Origin of the sequence: Sphingomonas sp., from assembly GCF_035998645.1 — a bacterium.
Taxonomy (GTDB): Bacteria; Pseudomonadota; Alphaproteobacteria; order Sphingomonadales; family Sphingomonadaceae; genus Sphingomonas.
In genome coordinates, this window is record NZ_DASYHL010000005.1 from 86,790 (window position 1) to 102,382 (window position 15,593).

General features: G+C 66.4%; 12 protein-coding genes. 9 read left to right on the forward strand and 3 right to left on the reverse strand.

Annotated features, from left to right (window positions below; all coding sequences use genetic code 11):
• Nucleotides 1–91: 91 nt before the first annotated feature.
• Together VGN66_RS14155 and VGN66_RS14160 are read left to right on the forward strand one after the other, a co-directional pair.
• Nucleotides 92–991, forward strand: a complete 900-nt coding sequence (locus VGN66_RS14155) for a LysR family transcriptional regulator (RefSeq protein ID WP_327519463.1) — start codon at nucleotides 92–94, stop codon at nucleotides 989–991.
• A 202-nt stretch (nucleotides 992–1,193) separates the two neighbouring features.
• Nucleotides 1,194–3,125 carry a putative bifunctional diguanylate cyclase/phosphodiesterase gene (locus VGN66_RS14160; protein WP_327519464.1) on the forward strand — a complete coding sequence of 644 codons (1,932 nt, stop codon included), beginning with the start codon at nucleotides 1,194–1,196 and terminating at the stop codon, nucleotides 3,123–3,125.
• Here VGN66_RS14160 and VGN66_RS14165 read toward each other — a convergent pair.
• Both VGN66_RS14165 and VGN66_RS14170 read right to left on the reverse strand, forming a co-directional pair.
• A complete protein-coding gene (locus tag VGN66_RS14165; RefSeq protein ID WP_327519465.1) occupies nucleotides 3,122–4,306 on the reverse strand; it encodes a hypothetical protein in 1,185 nt (394 codons plus the stop codon). The two genes, VGN66_RS14160 and VGN66_RS14165, sit on opposite strands and share 4 nt — an antisense overlap.
• 68 nt (nucleotides 4,307–4,374) lie before the next feature.
• A complete protein-coding gene (locus VGN66_RS14170; protein WP_327519466.1) occupies nucleotides 4,375–5,403 on the reverse strand; it encodes a GlxA family transcriptional regulator in 1,029 nt (342 codons plus the stop codon).
• A gap of 95 nt (nucleotides 5,404–5,498) precedes the next feature.
• Between VGN66_RS14170 and VGN66_RS14175 the strand changes: the two genes are divergently transcribed.
• A complete protein-coding gene (locus VGN66_RS14175; RefSeq protein ID WP_327519467.1) occupies nucleotides 5,499–6,314 on the forward strand; it encodes an alpha/beta hydrolase in 816 nt (271 codons plus the stop codon).
• 152 nt (nucleotides 6,315–6,466) lie between these two features.
• Nucleotides 6,467–7,297: an alpha/beta hydrolase gene (locus VGN66_RS14180; RefSeq protein WP_327519468.1), complete on the forward strand. Its 831-nt coding sequence runs from the start codon at nucleotides 6,467–6,469 to the stop codon at nucleotides 7,295–7,297.
• 111 nt (nucleotides 7,298–7,408) lie between these two features.
• Here VGN66_RS14180 and VGN66_RS14185 read toward each other — a convergent pair whose 3' ends face one another.
• Nucleotides 7,409–10,051 (reverse strand): sensor histidine kinase KdpD, encoded by a 2,643-nt coding sequence (locus VGN66_RS14185; protein ID WP_327519469.1) that lies wholly within the window; start codon nucleotides 10,049–10,051, stop codon nucleotides 7,409–7,411.
• Between the two features lie 329 nt (nucleotides 10,052–10,380).
• Between VGN66_RS14185 and VGN66_RS14190 the strand changes: the two genes are divergently transcribed.
• The 5 genes from VGN66_RS14190 to VGN66_RS14210 are packed head-to-tail and all read left to right on the forward strand — an operon-like array spanning nucleotide 10,381 to nucleotide 15,542.
• The gene (locus VGN66_RS14190; protein WP_224919938.1) at nucleotides 10,381–10,470 is read left to right on the forward strand and encodes a potassium-transporting ATPase subunit F; all 90 of its coding nucleotides are present in this window, start codon (nucleotides 10,381–10,383) and stop codon (nucleotides 10,468–10,470) included.
• Between the two features lie 13 nt (nucleotides 10,471–10,483).
• The gene (gene kdpA / locus VGN66_RS14195) at nucleotides 10,484–12,187 is read left to right on the forward strand and encodes a potassium-transporting ATPase subunit KdpA (protein ID WP_327519470.1); all 1,704 of its coding nucleotides are present in this window, start codon (nucleotides 10,484–10,486) and stop codon (nucleotides 12,185–12,187) included.
• A gap of 10 nt (nucleotides 12,188–12,197) precedes the next feature.
• Nucleotides 12,198–14,225: a potassium-transporting ATPase subunit KdpB gene (gene kdpB, locus VGN66_RS14200; protein WP_327519471.1), complete on the forward strand. Its 2,028-nt coding sequence runs from the start codon at nucleotides 12,198–12,200 to the stop codon at nucleotides 14,223–14,225.
• A 10-nt stretch (nucleotides 14,226–14,235) separates the two neighbouring features.
• Nucleotides 14,236–14,820, forward strand: a complete 585-nt coding sequence (gene kdpC, locus VGN66_RS14205; protein ID WP_327519472.1) for a potassium-transporting ATPase subunit KdpC — start codon at nucleotides 14,236–14,238, stop codon at nucleotides 14,818–14,820.
• A gap of 8 nt (nucleotides 14,821–14,828) precedes the next feature.
• Nucleotides 14,829–15,542, forward strand: a complete 714-nt coding sequence (locus tag VGN66_RS14210) for a response regulator (RefSeq protein ID WP_327519473.1) — start codon at nucleotides 14,829–14,831, stop codon at nucleotides 15,540–15,542.
• Nucleotides 15,543–15,593 lie beyond the last annotated feature (51 nt).

Below are 15,593 nucleotides of genomic sequence, written 5' to 3' on the forward strand. Positions count from 1 at the left end.
GCATGTGTTGGGTCCGATCTAGGCGCGCGGGTCGCCATTGAAAAAGTGATTGTTTTGATCCATAAACATTCATGCAGCGAATGGATGGGCGATGCGCTTCAAGGGACTGGATCTGAACCTGATCGTCGCGTTCGAGGCGCTGATGAGCGACCGCAGCGTGTCGCGCGCGGCGGAGCGACTGAACCTCAGCCAGCCGGCGATGAGCAATGCGCTAGCCCGACTGCGTGCCTATTTCGGCGACGACCTGCTGATCGCGCGCAACAAGCGCATGTATCCGACGCCCTTCGCCGAAACGCTGTTGCCGCAGGTGCGACAGGCGCTGGAGACGATGGAGGGGGTGATCGCGACATCGCGCCATTTCGACCCGGCGACGACCAACCGGACGTTCCGGATCATGACGTCCGACTATATCGCGACATCGATCCTGTTCCCGATCGTCACCCGCCTCGCGGACACCGCGCCGGGCGTGCGGATCGAGCTGTTGCTACCCAGTCCGCGGCGGATCGAGCTGCTTGAAAGCGGCGGGATCGACCTGCTGATCACGCTACAGGAATATGTGACGCCCGAATTGCCGTCGGAACGATTGTTCGAGGACGCTTATTGCCTTGTCGGTCGTTCAGGCCATCCGGCGCTGACGGGCACGCCGACGCTGGCGGCGATGCTCGACCATGCTCATGTCCATGTCGCGATCGGGGACGAGCGGCTGCCGAGTTTTGGTGACGCCTATCTGGACCGCATGGGAATCCAGCGCCGCATTGCGATGATCGCGCCCAATTTCGGGATGCTGCCGTGGTTGCTTCAGGACACCGACTGGCTCGCGCTGATCCAGGGGCGGCTTGCGGCACAGCTGGCGCGCAACTTCCCGCTGGTCGCCGTCGCACCGCCGCTGCCGATCCCGCCGCTGGTGGAGATGGCGCAATATCATGTGACGCGCAGCAACGATCCGGGGCTGCGCTGGCTGATCGACCTGATCCGCAGTTCGGCCGCCTGAGCGCGTTTGCGTCGTGATCGCCCGCATCGCGCCCTAACCACGCGGTTTCCCTCTATAACGGATCATCTGGCCCCTTTGCCGTCATGCAGAGGAGCGAAGTCGCGATTGACTGGGCCATGCTGAAGTCGGTGCAGGTGGGCTTGGGATGACTTTTCGTCGATTGAGGAGACGGCTCCAAGGCCCGCGCAGTTCGCGGTCACTCGTGCTCGTCCAGTACAGCGCGCTGCGTGGCCAGGTTCCGTTCATGTATGCGCTGATGATCGTCAATGCGGCGTTTCTTGGCTTTGCGATCTTCAAACAGGTGCCGCTGGCGCTCAGCGTCGGCGCCCCCATTCTGCTGTCCTGCATGGCCATCGCCCGGGCGCTGGTGTGGCTGCGCCGCAAGCCGGGTTACCCGAAGATTGCGCGCATCCGCCGTTATCTGCGCGTGACCACCATGTTTGCCGCTGTGCTCAGTGCTGCCTTTGGCGGCTGGGGCCTGATCCTGCTCGAGTTTGCAAACCCGTCCCAGAGCTTTGCGATTGCGCTCTACATCTTCGTCGGAGCGATCGGCTGCTGCTACTGCCTGCAGACGCTGCCTGCCGCCGCGCGGATGATCTTGCTCGTGGGGGCGCTTCCGGTGACGGTCCGGCTGTTGGTCTCCGGCGACTGGTATCTTGTGGGAGTCGGTGCGAATTTCGCGTTTGTCTCCGCGCTGATCGGTCGGATGCTCAACCGCTATCATCAAAGCTTCATCGACGTCCTCAATTCCCGGTCCGAGATGCTGGTCGAGCAATCCCGCGCCCGGCAGGCCGAGCGTGATGCGCAACAGCTTGCCTATGCAGATGCGCTGACCGGCTTGCCCAACCGTCGGGCGCTCAGCGAGCATCTCGATAGTCTGCGCTTCCTTGGCTCCGACCGCGCAATGGCGCTCATCGCCATCGATCTGGACCTGTTCAAGGACGTCAACGACGTCCATGGCCATTTGACCGGAGATCGCCTGCTGGTCGCGGTGGCCGAATGCCTGACCCGGATCGTTGGCGGCTCAGGCACCGCGTATCGGCTGGGCGGTGACGAGTTCGCGATCACGCTGGAGATCGCGGGCGCGGATCCGACCGCGCCGCAAACCCTGGCCGGGCGAATCGTCGATGCGCTCGCCACTCCGTTCCGGATCGACGGGCTGGTTCACCATATCGGTGGCAGCGTCGGGATTTCGCTGTTCCCGTTCGATGCGATCGACAGCGAGACGCTGATGCGGCGCGCAGATATCGCGCTTTATCAGGCCAAGGCGCGTGGGCGGTCGCAATATCAGTTGTTTCAGCCGGCGATGGACGCGGAGATCGTGCGGCGCTCGGCGCTGGAGCAGGAGTTTCGGCGCGACCTGCTGGGTTGTGCCTTCCGTCCTTACTACCAGCCAATCGTCGACCTGCAGTCGCAGCAGATTACCGGGTTCGAGATGCTGGCGCGCTGGCACCGCGCCGATGGCCGTGATGTGGGCCCATGCGAGTTCATCCCGATCGCGGAAGAATGTGGGCTGGTGGGCGACCTGATGCTCATGCTGCTCGAGCAGGCGTGCGAGGATGCGCGGGCCTGGGGCAACGACCTGATCCTGTCGATCAACGTGTCGCCGACCCAGCTCAAGGATCGCTGGTTGAGCGAGAAGATCCTGAGCGTGCTGACGCGCGCCGGATTGCCGCCGCGCCGCCTGAAGCTGGAGATTACGGAGAACGCACTGATCTCCGAGCCGGAACACGCCAAAACGGTGGTCGAAAGCCTGAAGAATCAGGGCGTGTTGCTGGCGCTCGACGATTTCGGCACCGGCTATTCCTCGATCCAGCATCTGCGCATCCTGCCGTTCGACAATGTGAAGATCGATCGCTCGTTCATCACCGATCTGGAACATGACCCGGAGGTTCGGCGGATGGCGGTGTCGATGATCCAGCTGGCGTCGAACCTGGACCTGTCGGTGGTCGCCGAGGGCATCGAGAGCGAGGCGACGCTGGCGATCCTGCGCGAAGTCGGGTGTGCCGAAGGGCAGGGGTATCTGTTCGGTGAGCCGGTCGATAACGCAGGCGCACGGGCGCTGCTCGATCGGCAGGCGCAGCGATTTGCAGGACGGCCGCGGCGCGCAGGTAGAGCGTCGCCAGCGCGTTAACGCGGCATATCGACCAGCAGCGACCAGGGCGTCGGCAGATAATCGAGCGACATGTAGAAATAGAAGGCGCAGGAGCCATCCGGACGGAAGGTCGCGCCCTTGACGATGCCCAGCGCCGTGGTGCCGCTGAACACCGGTCCGCCGCTGTCGCCCTGTTTACAGGTCGGGCCTGACACCGCGACCCAGGTCGGCAGGCAGAAACCGCCGCACAATTCGCCCGCCGGGGCGAAGTCGAGCAGTGTCACTTCGGCGCAGCTATAGCCGGTCGATTCCCCGCGATGGCACACAAAGTCTCCGGCGCGCGTGCTCGACTTGCTGCGCTGGCCTTCGACCGGGCGCTGGATCGTGCGCGCGGTATCGGCGAAAAACAGCGGGCGTGCAGGGGCGGGACCGGCGTGGATCTGGACGTCGTGATAGCCCCAGCCCCATTGCCCGACAAAGCTGAGCGGGGTGGCGCGGCGCTGGGGGTCGAAATAGCTTAGATCGTCGAGGCAATGCGCCGCTGTCGTGATACCGGTGCGCGCGCCGTCGGTGACGAGAAAGCCGCTGGTGCAGCGGTAGCGCTTGCCGCTCGCCGGGTCGGTTCCGTCGAGCCTTCCACCGCCCTGCGGCCCGAGATTGCGGTCGACCTGATCGAGTGCGCGGACCTGAACCGGCACGCCGGTCAATTGCGTCAGCCGTGCATCAAGCGCCGCAGCGCCGCCCGCCTTGGCCACCGCGGTGCTGCCCGCGATCACGACCAGTTCGCCGGTGCGCGGATCGACGCCCATCGACGGATTGCTTTGCACCGCCGCCCGGATCGCCGCCTGATGGTTGGTCAGCGCCCACACCACGCGCTCGCGGCTGGCCTTTGCCCCGGTGCGAAACTGCACGGGGACCCGCATCCCCCCGGCTTCGACCCAGCGCAGCGGGACCGGGGCAGTGCCGGTCAGATAGACGATGAAGCGATAGTCGGGGCGATGCTGGATAGAAATGCCGGCGAGGCGATCGCGGTAGCGTTCCGCGATAGCGTCGATCGCCGCGACGCTGTCGTGCTGGGCGGCGAGGCGCCGGATCGCCTCGGTCAGGGGCACGCCATAAATGCGGGCATATTCCTGGGCATCCTGCGCCAGCGCTTCCCCGCGCGTCTGGACGGATTGCGCGACGGCGGCGGGCGCCACGGTCAGCAGCGCACACAGCATTGGCAGCCAAAGTCTGTTCAAGCTCATGGCTCCGCCTATCGGATCAAATGCGTCGCGAACATAGCCGGTCAAGCCAATGCCGGTGCCGCTTCCGGCCCGGGCTGGAGCGTCACGCCAAAGCGGCGCCGATACTCGGCTGGCGGGAGCCCCGTGACGCGGTTGAACAGCTTGCGGAATGCGGACGGGTCGCCATAACCGATTTCCCACGCGATCTGCTCGACCGGTCGGCGCGTCAGCTCAAGCGCCTCGCGCGCGCGGGCGATGCGGATCTGTTGCACATATTCGGTCGGGCGAAGTCCGGTCGCGGCCTTGAACCGCCGCAGAAAGGTGCGTTCTTCAAGGTTGGCGTGCGCGGCGAGGATCGTCACCGAACAATCCGCAGTGGCGTTGGCCTGAACCCAGTGCTGAACCGAGCGGATCGCGGCGTCGCCGTGATCGAGCTTTGGAATGAAGCTGCTATAGGGGCGCTGCGCCTGGCGCGGCGGATCGATCAGCAGGAAGCGCGCGGTCTTGAGCATCGCGCTGGCACCGAGCAGCCGCTGCACCAATGTCAGGCCAAGGTCGGTCCAGGCGAGGATCCCGCCGGCGGTGATGATATCTCCATCGTCGACGATGATGCGGTCGGCATTGACCGTGAGATCGGGAAAGCGGGCGCCGAGCGAGTCGGCGAATGCCCAGTGCGTCGTCACCTCCCGCCCTTCGAGCAGCCCGGTCTCGGCCAGCACGAAGGCGCCGGCGCAAACCGAGCACAGGATCGTCCCCTCGTCATGGCTGCGCGTCATCCACGTGGCCAGCGCGTGCATTGCCGGCAGGTCGTTTGGCATGATCAGGCTCGGTGGCGTGATGATGTAGGCGATGCGGTGCGGTGTGCCCGGGTGGCTGTCATAGGTGCAGGTGACGCCGTCGCCCGTCTCCTGCCAGTGGCTGACGCGGACCACCGGTGAATTGTGCTCGCCGGCCATCTCCGCCGCGGTGACGGCGAGGCGGAACAGATCGGTGAGGCCATAGATCGCGGAAAGCTGGCACTCGGGATAGATCGCCAGCGCGACCTCCGCGACGATCCGGCTCGACGCGCCTTTGTCGGTTTTGTCCCGCATTCTGTCGATTCCCCCAAGCGTGCCGAAGCCGCGACACCGGTAGCTTGCCTTCATCGCCGGCACCCCGCCGGATCGACGACGAACGGGAGACTATCATGACACGCACGATTCGGAACGTTGCACTCGGTGCCGCCGCGGCGATTGCGATCACTGGCACGGCCACCGCCCAAACTGTCCAGACCGCCGAGGCGCGCGAGGCCACGACCAGCGTCGTTCTGGTCCATGGCGCTTTCGCGGATGGATCGGGCTGGCGCGGTGTTTACGACCGGCTGACCGCCAAGGGCTATCGCGTCGCGATCGTCCAGAACCCGCTGACCTCGCTCAAGGACGATGTCGATGCGACCAAGCGGGTGATCGAGCGTCAGCCGGGGCGCGTCATTCTGGTCGGGCATAGCTGGGGTGGCACGGTCATCACCGAAGCCGGCAATCACCCCAAGGTGGCGGGGCTGGTCTATGTCTCGGCGCTGGCGCCCGACAGCGGCGAGACCACGGCCAAGCAATATGAGGGCTTCCCGACCGCGCCCGACTTCGTGCTCGATACCCGCAGCGACGGCTTCGGCTTCATCAGCGATGCGAAGTTCAAGGCCGCGTTCGCCGCCGACACCAGCGACCGGGACGCAGCGTTCATGCGCGACTCGCAGGTGCCGATCAGCATGGCGGCATTCTCCACCCCGGTGAGCATGGCCGCATGGCGGAGCAAGCCCAGCTGGGCGGTCATCGCGCGGGAGGACAGGGCGTTCGGCGACGGCATGCTGCTGCACATGGCGCGGCGGATGAAGGCGGACATCACGCAGGTACCCGGCAGCCACGCGCTGTTCGTGACGCAGGCACAGGCGGTGTCGGACGTGATCGTCCGCGCGGCGCAGGCGACCCGTCAGGGCGGCGAGCAGGCCAAGGCGAGCGGAAACTGAGCGGGTGGCCGGGCGCGATCCGCCGCGTCCGGCCCGTCGCTTGTCGGTTTTGACCTCAATTCTGTCACTTCCGCCAAGCGTGCCGCGACCCGGCATCGGTTAGAAGACATTCAGCAGCGGCGCTCCTGCCGCTTGAACCAGGGAGACTTATCATGGCGACGATCACCACGAAGGACGGCACCGAAATCTTCTACAAGGACTGGGGCAGCAAGGACGCGCAGCCGATCGTCTTCCATCACGGCTGGCCGCTGTCGGGCGACGACTGGGACAACCAGATGCTCTACTTCCTCGGCGAGGGCTATCGCGTGATCGCCCATGACCGGCGCGGGCATGGGCGCTCGAGCCAGACCGACAGCGGGAATGAGATGGACACCTATGCCGCCGATGTTGCAGAACTGGTGGCCGCGCTCGACCTCAAGGACGCGATCCATGTCGGTCACTCGACTGGCGGCGGTGAGGTTGCCCGCTACGTCGCCCGCGCCGAGCCGGGCCGGGTTGCCAAGGCGGTGCTGGTCGGCGCGGTGCCGCCAGTGATGGTGAAGTCGGACGCGCACCCGGACGGCGTTCCGGCCGAAGTGTTCGACGGCTTTCGCGCCCAGCTGATCGCCAATCGCGCGGAATTCTATCGCGGGATTGCGAGCGGGCCGTTCTTCGGCTTCAACCGCGATGGTGCCAAGGTCAGCCAGGGCCTGATCGACAACTGGTCGCGTCAGGGGCTGGCCGGCGCTGCGAAGGCACAATATGACTGCATTACCGCGTTTTCGGAAACGGACTTCACGGAAGATCTCAAGGCGATCGACGTGCCGGTTCTGGTGATGCACGGCCTGGATGATCAGATCGTGCCCTTCGCCAATCACGGACCCAAGGCGGTCGAGCTGCTGAAGCATGGCACGCTGAAGGCCTATGAGGGCCTGCCCCATGGCATGGCGCAGACGCATCCGGAGATCATCAACCCCGATCTGCTCGCCTTCTTCCGCAGCTAAATCTGCGCAGAGCCGCAACAACGGTATCCCGCGCGCCGCTCCGTCCTGTCAGCAGGACGGGGCGGCTTCGGCGTTTATGACGCGTGCCGGGCTAGGGGTGGAAGCGCGTGCTCAATCCGGGAGCAGCCGCTGCGGAAAGCGCAGGGTGAACATCGCGCCACCCTCGGCATGGTTGCGTGCGACCGCCGCGATCCCCATCGCCTCGGCAAAGCCCTTGACGATCGCCAGACCCAGCCCGCTGCCACCATGCCGGTCGCTGCCGCGACCTTGGGCAAAGGTCTCAAAGATGCGCGCCTCCTGACCATCGGCCAGCCCCGGCCCCTCGTCGCGCACCGACAGCTCGACCGCGTCGGGAGTACGGGTTCCCGCGATCGTGATCGTGCCCGTTTCGCCTCCATGCTGCGCGGCATTGGCCAGCAGGTTGATCAGGATATGGTGCAACAGCGTCGGATCGGCGGTGACGAAGGGCAAATTGGCCGGGACGCGCAGGTCGATATGGCGGCCGCGGAACAGGTCCTTGAGGTCATGAACCGCGCCGCCGATCGCGTCGGTCAGGTCGATCGGCTCCGGACGCAGCTCCAGCGCGCCAGCGTCGATCCGGACCATGTCGACAAGATTGTCGAGGAAACGGCGCAGCCGGGCGAGTTCCATCCGCGCGATCGGCAGGCTCGGCGCGCCGGGATGGTCGAGCGCGATGGCGTCGATCGCGGTGGCGACCGAAGTGAGCGGCGTGCGCAGATCATGCCCGATCGACGACAGCAGCGCCGCGCGCAGCCGGTCGCGTTCCTTGAGGATCGTGACCTCGCGGACCTCATCCTCCAGCTTCAGCCGTTCATGCGCCAGCGCGGCCTGACCCAGCAAGGTCTGGAGCAGCACCGCACGGTCGGCGCGCACCGGGTCGCGTCCGTCGGTGCGGGCAATGCCGATCACGGCGAGCACGCCGAGCGCGGTCTTGAGGGGATGGAACTGCCAGTCGGCAGCGTTGAGCGTGCCGGTGCCGACTCCCGCCGACTCGCCGCGATCCCATGACCAGTCGGCGGCGGCGGCGTTGACCGGCCCTAGTTCGCCTTCGGCTGTGGGGCAGCTGGCTACGGTGACGAGCGCGGCATCGCGGCGGTTGAGCAGCAGGACGTTGACGTCGAGCAGCTGCGAGACTTCTTCGCAGATGATCCGGCTGGTCGATTCCCAGTCCGAGGCGCGCGCCAGCGCCTGACCGAAGGCGGCGATGGCGGCATTTTCCTGCGCACCGCGTGCGCCCAGCGTCGCCCGAGCCTTGAGCTTGGCGGCGAGGTTCGCGGTGAATGCGGCGATGCCGATCAGCACGAACATCGTCAGCAGACTTTGCGGGTCGGCGATGGTGAAGGTGTGGAGCGGGGGCAGGAAAAAGAAATTATAGGCAAGACCCGCGAGCAGCCCGGTGACCAGCCCCGGTCGCAACCCGAACCGGCCCGACGCCACAATCACGGGCAACAGGAAGATCAGGTCGACCCCGCCGAGCCCGATCCAGGGTTCGACCAGCTTTCCGAACAGGGTGGTCGCGGCGACCATTGCGACGATCGCGGCATAGGCACCGGGATCTCCCCACAGCCCCTTGCGCGCCGTCCGCGCTGTCGCGCGTACGCCCGGCTCGGTCGCGGGGATGACATGCACCGCGAGGCCTGCGCTCGATCGCAGCATCGCATCGACCACCGACCCGTGGCGCAGCGCGAACCACCAGCTGCGCACCGACTTGCCGATCACCAGCTGGGTCGCGCGCATCCCCTGGACGTGCGTCGCCAGCCCCTCGATCACGCTGGCCGCAGGCACCGTCGCGATGGTCGCGCCAAGGCTTGCCGCGAGGCTGAGCGCGTCGGCGATGCGGCGCTTGTCGCTCTCGCTGAACTGCTCCGCGCGCGGCGTCTCGATGTACACCGCCTGCCATGGCGCGCGCAGCGCATCGGCGAGCCGCTTGGCGGCGCGGACCAGCGCGTCCGAACCGGGCAGCTCGCTGATCGCGACCAGCACCCGCTCACCCCCGGCAAAGGTGCCGGGCAGCGCGCTGGCGTCGAGATGCTCGATCAACGCCTGATCGACGCTCAGCGCGGCGCGGCGCAGCGCCATCTCGCGCAGCGCGGACAGGTTGGGCTTGGAGAAGAAATGGCCAAGCGCGCGGGAGGCTTCGGCGGGGATATAGACCTTGCCCTCCTTCAGCCGCTCGATCAGCTCATCGGGAGGCAGGTCGACGACCTCGATCTCGGCGCCGTCGAACACGCTGTCGGGCACCGTCTCACGCACGCGGACCTTGGTGAAGCTTGAGACGACGTCGTTGAGGCTTTCGACATGCTGGACGTTGAGCGTCGTGTAGACATCGATCCCCGCGTCGAGCAGCTCCATCACGTCCTGCCAGCGCTTGGGATGGCGGCTGCCCTCGACATTGGTGTGGGCGAACTCGTCCACCAAAGCGAGCTGCGGGCGTCGGGCCAGCACCGCGTCGAGGTCCATTTCTTCCAGTTCATGCCCGCGATAGGGCAGGGCGCGGCGGGCGATCACCTCGAACGGGGCGACCAGCGCCTGCGTTTCCGCGCGGCCATGGGTTTCGACTACCGCGACCACGACATCGCTTCCGGCGCGCAGCCGTTCGGCGCCCTCGCGCAGCATCTCGAACGTCTTGCCGACGCCGGGTGCGGCGCCGAGGAAGATTTTGAGGCGCCCGCGTTGTTCGCGCTTCGCGGCGCGCAACAGGGCGTCGGGGGAGGGGCGTGTCGAGTCAGTCATCGTCAACCAGATCGTCCGTTTGGGCTGAACCTGTCGAAGCCCCGTCCCACACAGTGTGTGGAACAGCCCTTCGACAGGCTCAGGGCAAACGGGGTTGGGGAAGCCGGGCCGAAAGTCCAGCGGCCATCGCAATCTATATGCTTTCTTAATGCCCCGCGCCCGCATTCACCGGCGAACCTTAATGGGGTTCGCGCCTAGTTGACCCTCCGAAACCATTCGGAGTCCGCCCCCCATGTCTTCCCTCATGTCTGACGTGATCTGGCTCGCCATTCTCGGCGGCCTGTTCCTCGCGACGCTCGCCTATCTGCGCCTGTGCGACGAGGCCTGAGATGAGCCTGCACCTGACCCTTGCCGGCATCACCGCGCTCGCGCTCCTCATCTACCTCGCCGCCGTGCTCGTCCGGCCCGAGAAGTTCTGAAAGTCTTGATCCTATGACCGTCCAGGGATGGGGGTTGATCCTCCTCTTCGTCGCGCTGGTCGCGGCGCTCGCCAAGCCGATCGGGCTGTGGCTCTTCGCACTCTATGAAGGCCGCCGCACGCCGCTGCACGCGGTGCTCGGGCCGGTCGAGCGCGGCTTCTACAAGCTCGCCGGGATCGACCCGACCGTCGAGCAGAGCTGGCGCCGCTACGCGCTGCACCTGCTGATCTTCAACCTCGCGCTGCTGCTGTTCACCTATGCGGTGCTGCGGCTTCAGGGCGTGTTGCCGATGAACCCGCGCGGGTTGGCCGGGATCAGCGCGGATGGCGCGTTCAACACCGCGATCAGCTTTACCACCAACACCAACTGGCAATGGTATTCGGGCGAGGTCGCGCTGTCGAACCTCAGCCAGATGCTGGGGCTGACGATCCACAACTTCCTGTCGGCAGCGACCGGCATCGCCATCGCCTTTGCACTGTTCCGCGGCTTTGCGCGGCGTCAGGTGAGCGGGCTCGGCAATTTCTGGGCCGATGTCACCCGCGTGACGCTCTACCTGCTGCTGCCGCTGTGCATCATCTATGCGCTGTTCCTTGTCGCCAATGGCGTGCCGCAGACCTTTGCCAGCCTGGTCGATGCGACGGGGCTGGAAGGCGTGAAGCAGTCGATCGCGCTTGGTCCGGTCGCCTCACAGGAGGCGATCAAGATGCTCGGCACCAATGGTGGCGGTTTCTTCAACGCCAACAGCGCGCATCCGTTCGAGAACCCCAATGCGCTGACCAATCTGGTCCAGATGCTGTCGATCTTCGCGATCGGCGCGGGGCTGACCTGGACCTTCGGCAAGGCCGTGGGCAACACGCGGCAGGGCTGGGCGATCCTCACCGCGATGCTGATCCTGTTCACGGTCGGCGCGGGCGTCACCTATTGGGCCGAAGCCGCCGGTAACCCCCATTTCCACGCGCTCGGCGTTCCGGGCGGCAATATGGAGGGCAAGGAAGTCCGCTTCGGCATCGCCGCGAGCGCGCTGTTCTCGGTGGTCACGACTGCGGCTTCGTGCGGCGCAGTCAATGCGATGCACGACAGCTTCACCCCGCTCGGCGGCATGATTCCTTTGTTCAATATGCAGCTGGGTGAGGTCGTGATCGGCGGCGTCGGTGCGGGGATCTATGGCTTCCTGCTGTTCGCCATCCTCGCCGTGTTCGTCGCCGGCCTGATGGTCGGGCGCACGCCCGAATATGTCGGCAAGAAGATCGAAAGCCGTGAGGTCAAGCTGGCGGTGCTCGCCATCGCGATCCTGCCGCTGTCGATCCTTGGCTTCTCCGCGCTCGCCGCAGTGCTGCCCGATGGGCTGGCGGGGCCGCTGAACAAAGGGCCGCATGGCTTTACGGAGATCGTCTACGCCTTCACCTCGGCGACCGGGAACAACGGCTCCGCCTTTGCCGGGATCACCTCGGGCACACCCTTCTACAACGCGCTGCTGGGCGTCGCGATGTGGCTTGGCCGGTTCTTCGTGATCGTGCCGGTGCTCGCGATCGCAGGCAGCCTCGCCGCCAAGAAATACACGCCGGAAACCGCGGGGTCGTTCCCGACCACCGGTGCGCTGTGGGTCGGCCTGCTCGTCGGGATCATCCTGATCCTGGGCGGCCTGACCTTCCTCCCCTCGCTCGCGCTTGGACCCATCGCCGATCATATCGCGATGGTCCACGGCCAGCTCTTCTGAGTGCCGAACGATGACCACCAAATCCATGTTCACCGCCGACCTGATCCTCCCTGCGATCGGCGATGCGTTCAAGAAGCTCGATCCGCGCCAGCTGATCCGCAACCCGGTGATGTTCGTGACGGCAGTGGTGGCGCTGCTGCTGACCGTGCTGCTCGGGATCGGGGGCGAGACTCTCGCCATCCCGTTTCAGATCCAGCTGATCGTGTGGCTGTGGCTGACCGTGTTGTTCGGCACCTTTGCCGAGGCGCTGGCCGAGGGGCGGGGGCGGGCGCAGGCCGCATCGCTCCGCGCGACCAAGGCCGAGCTTCAGGCCAAGCGCCTGATTGGCGTCGGTGACGCCTGGGGGCTGGTCGGCGCGTCGCTGCTGGCCAAGGGCGATCTGGTGCTGGTCGAGATGGGCGACCTGATCCCCGCCGATGGCGAGGTGGTCGAGGGGGTCGCATCGGTCAACGAAAGCGCGATCACCGGCGAAAGCGCGCCGGTGATCCGCGAGGCCGGCGGCGATCGCTCGGCGGTGACGGCGGGCACCCGCGTCATTTCGGACGCGATCAAGGTCCGCGTGACGCAAGAGCCGGGGGAGGGCTTTCTCGACCGCATGATTGCTTTGGTCGAGGGTGCCGAGCGGCAGAAGACTCCGAATGAGATCGCGTTGACGATCCTGCTGGTCGGCCTGACGATCATCTTCCTGATCGCGGTCGCGACGATCCCCGGCTTTGCGCGCTATGCGGGCGGGAGCATTCCGGTCACGATCCTCGCCGCGCTGCTGATCACGCTGATCCCGACCACCATCGCGGCATTGCTGTCGGCGATCGGCATTGCTGGCATGGACCGGCTGGTGCGGTTCAATGTGCTCGCCAAGTCGGGGCGTGCGGTCGAGGCGGCGGGCGATATCGACGTGCTGCTGCTCGACAAGACCGGGACGATCACCATCGGCGATCGTCAGGCGAGCGAGTTCCGCCCGCTCCCCGGCGTTGCGATCGAGGATCTCGCGCGCGCTGCCCTGCTCGCCAGCCTTGCCGACGAGACGCCCGAGGGCCGATCGGTCGTCGTCCTGGCGCGCGAGAAGTTTGGCGTGTCGGTGCCGAGCCTGCCCGCCGAAGCGGAGGTCATCCCGTTCACCGCGCAGACCCGCATTTCGGGTGTGAAGATCGCCGATGGCCTGATCCAGAAGGGGGCAGTGGATTCGGTCCTGCGCGCCAATCCCGGCCTTGGCGACACGCCTGCCGCCGCCGAACTGCGCAAGGCGACCGACGAGATCGCCCGCGCCGGCATGACCCCGCTTGCGGTGGCGAAGGACGGTCGCCTGCTCGGCGCGGTCGCGCTCAAGGATGTCATCAAGGCGGGGGTGCGTGAGCGCTTCGCCGAGCTGCGCCGGATGGGCATTCGTACGGTGATGATCACCGGCGACAACCCGCTCACCGCCGCCGCGATCGCCGCCGAAGCCGGAGTCGACGACTTCCTCGCCGAGGCGACGCCGGAGGACAAGCTGGCGCTGATCCGCAAGGAACAGGCGGGCGGCAAGCTGGTCGCGATGTGCGGCGACGGCACCAACGACGCGCCCGCACTCGCGCAGAGCGATGTCGGCGTGGCGATGAATACGGGCACGCAGGCCGCGCGCGAGGCGGGCAATATGGTCGATCTCGACAGCGATCCGACCAAGCTCATCGAGATTGTTGGCTTGGGCAAACAGCTGCTGATGACCCGCGGTGCGCTGACCACCTTCTCGGTCGCCAACGACGTCGCGAAGTATTTCGCGATCATCCCGGCGATGTTCGTCGCGCTCTATCCGGGGCTTGGCGTGCTCAACGTGATGGGGCTCGGCTCGCCCGAAAGCGCGATCCTGTCGGCGATCATCTTCAACGCGCTGATCATCCCGTGCCTCGTCCCGCTGGCGCTGAAAGGCGTGACCTACACGCCGATGGCGGCGGGGCCGCTGCTCGCCCGCAACCTCGCCGTCTATGGCCTCGGCGGTCTCGTCGCGCCGTTCATCGGCATCAAGCTCATCGACATGGCCGTCACCGGCCTCAACCTCGCCTGAGGATATTCCTATGCTCACCGACCTCAAAACCGCGCTGCGCCCCGCACTCGTGCTGACCCTGTTGTTCGCGCTGCTGCTCGGGCTCGCCTACCCCGCGCTGATCACCGGCGTGTCCCAGCTGATCTTCCCGCATCAGGCCAATGGCAGCCTGATCCGCGAGGGGGGCAAGGTCATCGGCTCTGAGCTGATCGGGCAGAAATTCAGCGGCGCGCGCTATTTCCACGGCCGCCCCTCCGCGGCCGGTGCCGATGGCTATGACGCGGCCGCGTCGGGCGGCTCGAACCTCGGCCCGACGTCGCAGGCTTTGGTCGATCGCGTGAAGGCCGATGCCGACGCCAACCGGACTTCACCAGGACAATCGGTCCCCGCCGATCTGGTGACGACCTCCGCTTCGGGGCTCGACCCCCATATCAGCCCCGAAGCGGCTTTGTTGCAGGTCGATCGTGTGGCGGCTGCACGTAATCTGCCGCCCGCGACGGTCGCCGCACTCGTGCGCCGTCAGGTCGAAACCCCGTTGCTCGGCGTGCTGGGAGAGGATCGGGTGAATGTCCTCGCACTCAACCGCGCCCTCGACCGGGCGGCACCGCAGCCCTAAACGGGTTTATGGCCTTGCCGACCAAGCTGCTCATCATCGAGGACGACGTCCATATCCGCCGCCTGCTCCGCGCCGCGATCCAGCGCGCGGGGCATGTCGCGGTTGAGGCGGGGACGGCGCGCGAGGGGCTTTCGCTGCTCGACATCGAAAAGCCCGACGCGGTGCTGCTCGACCTCGGCCTGCCCGACCGCGACGGGATCGAGCTGATCCAGCCGATCAAGGCGCGCTCGACCGCGACATTGCTGGTCGTGTCGGCGCGCGAGGATGTGGCGGAGAAGGTCGCCGCGCTCGATCTGGGCGCGGACGATTATCTGACCAAGCCGTTCGATACCGAGGAGCTGCTGGCGCGCATCCGTACCGCGCTGCGCCACCGGCTCGCCCACAGCGCCGATCAGGAGCGGGTGAGCGTCGGCGATATCGAGATCGACCTGTCCCACCGCCGCGTTCGCCGCGCGGGCGAGGAGGTCCACCTGTCGCCCAAGGAATATGAGGTGCTGGCCGAACTCGCCAAGCGCGCCGACCGGGTGATCAGCCACGCGCAATTGCTGCGCACCGTGTGGGGGCCAGCGCATGCGGGGCGGGTCGATTATCTGCGGATCGTCGTGCGCAATTTGCGGCAGAAGCTGGAGCAGGATGCCGCGCGGCCGGTGCTGATCCAGAACGAACCCGGGGTCGGCTACAGGCTGAGGGTCGAGCGCGCCGACGACCGATCGCACCACTGACGTTCGCCTGTTGTCGTGCGCGCTTGCGGTCGAGCGCGAACCCCCTTAGTT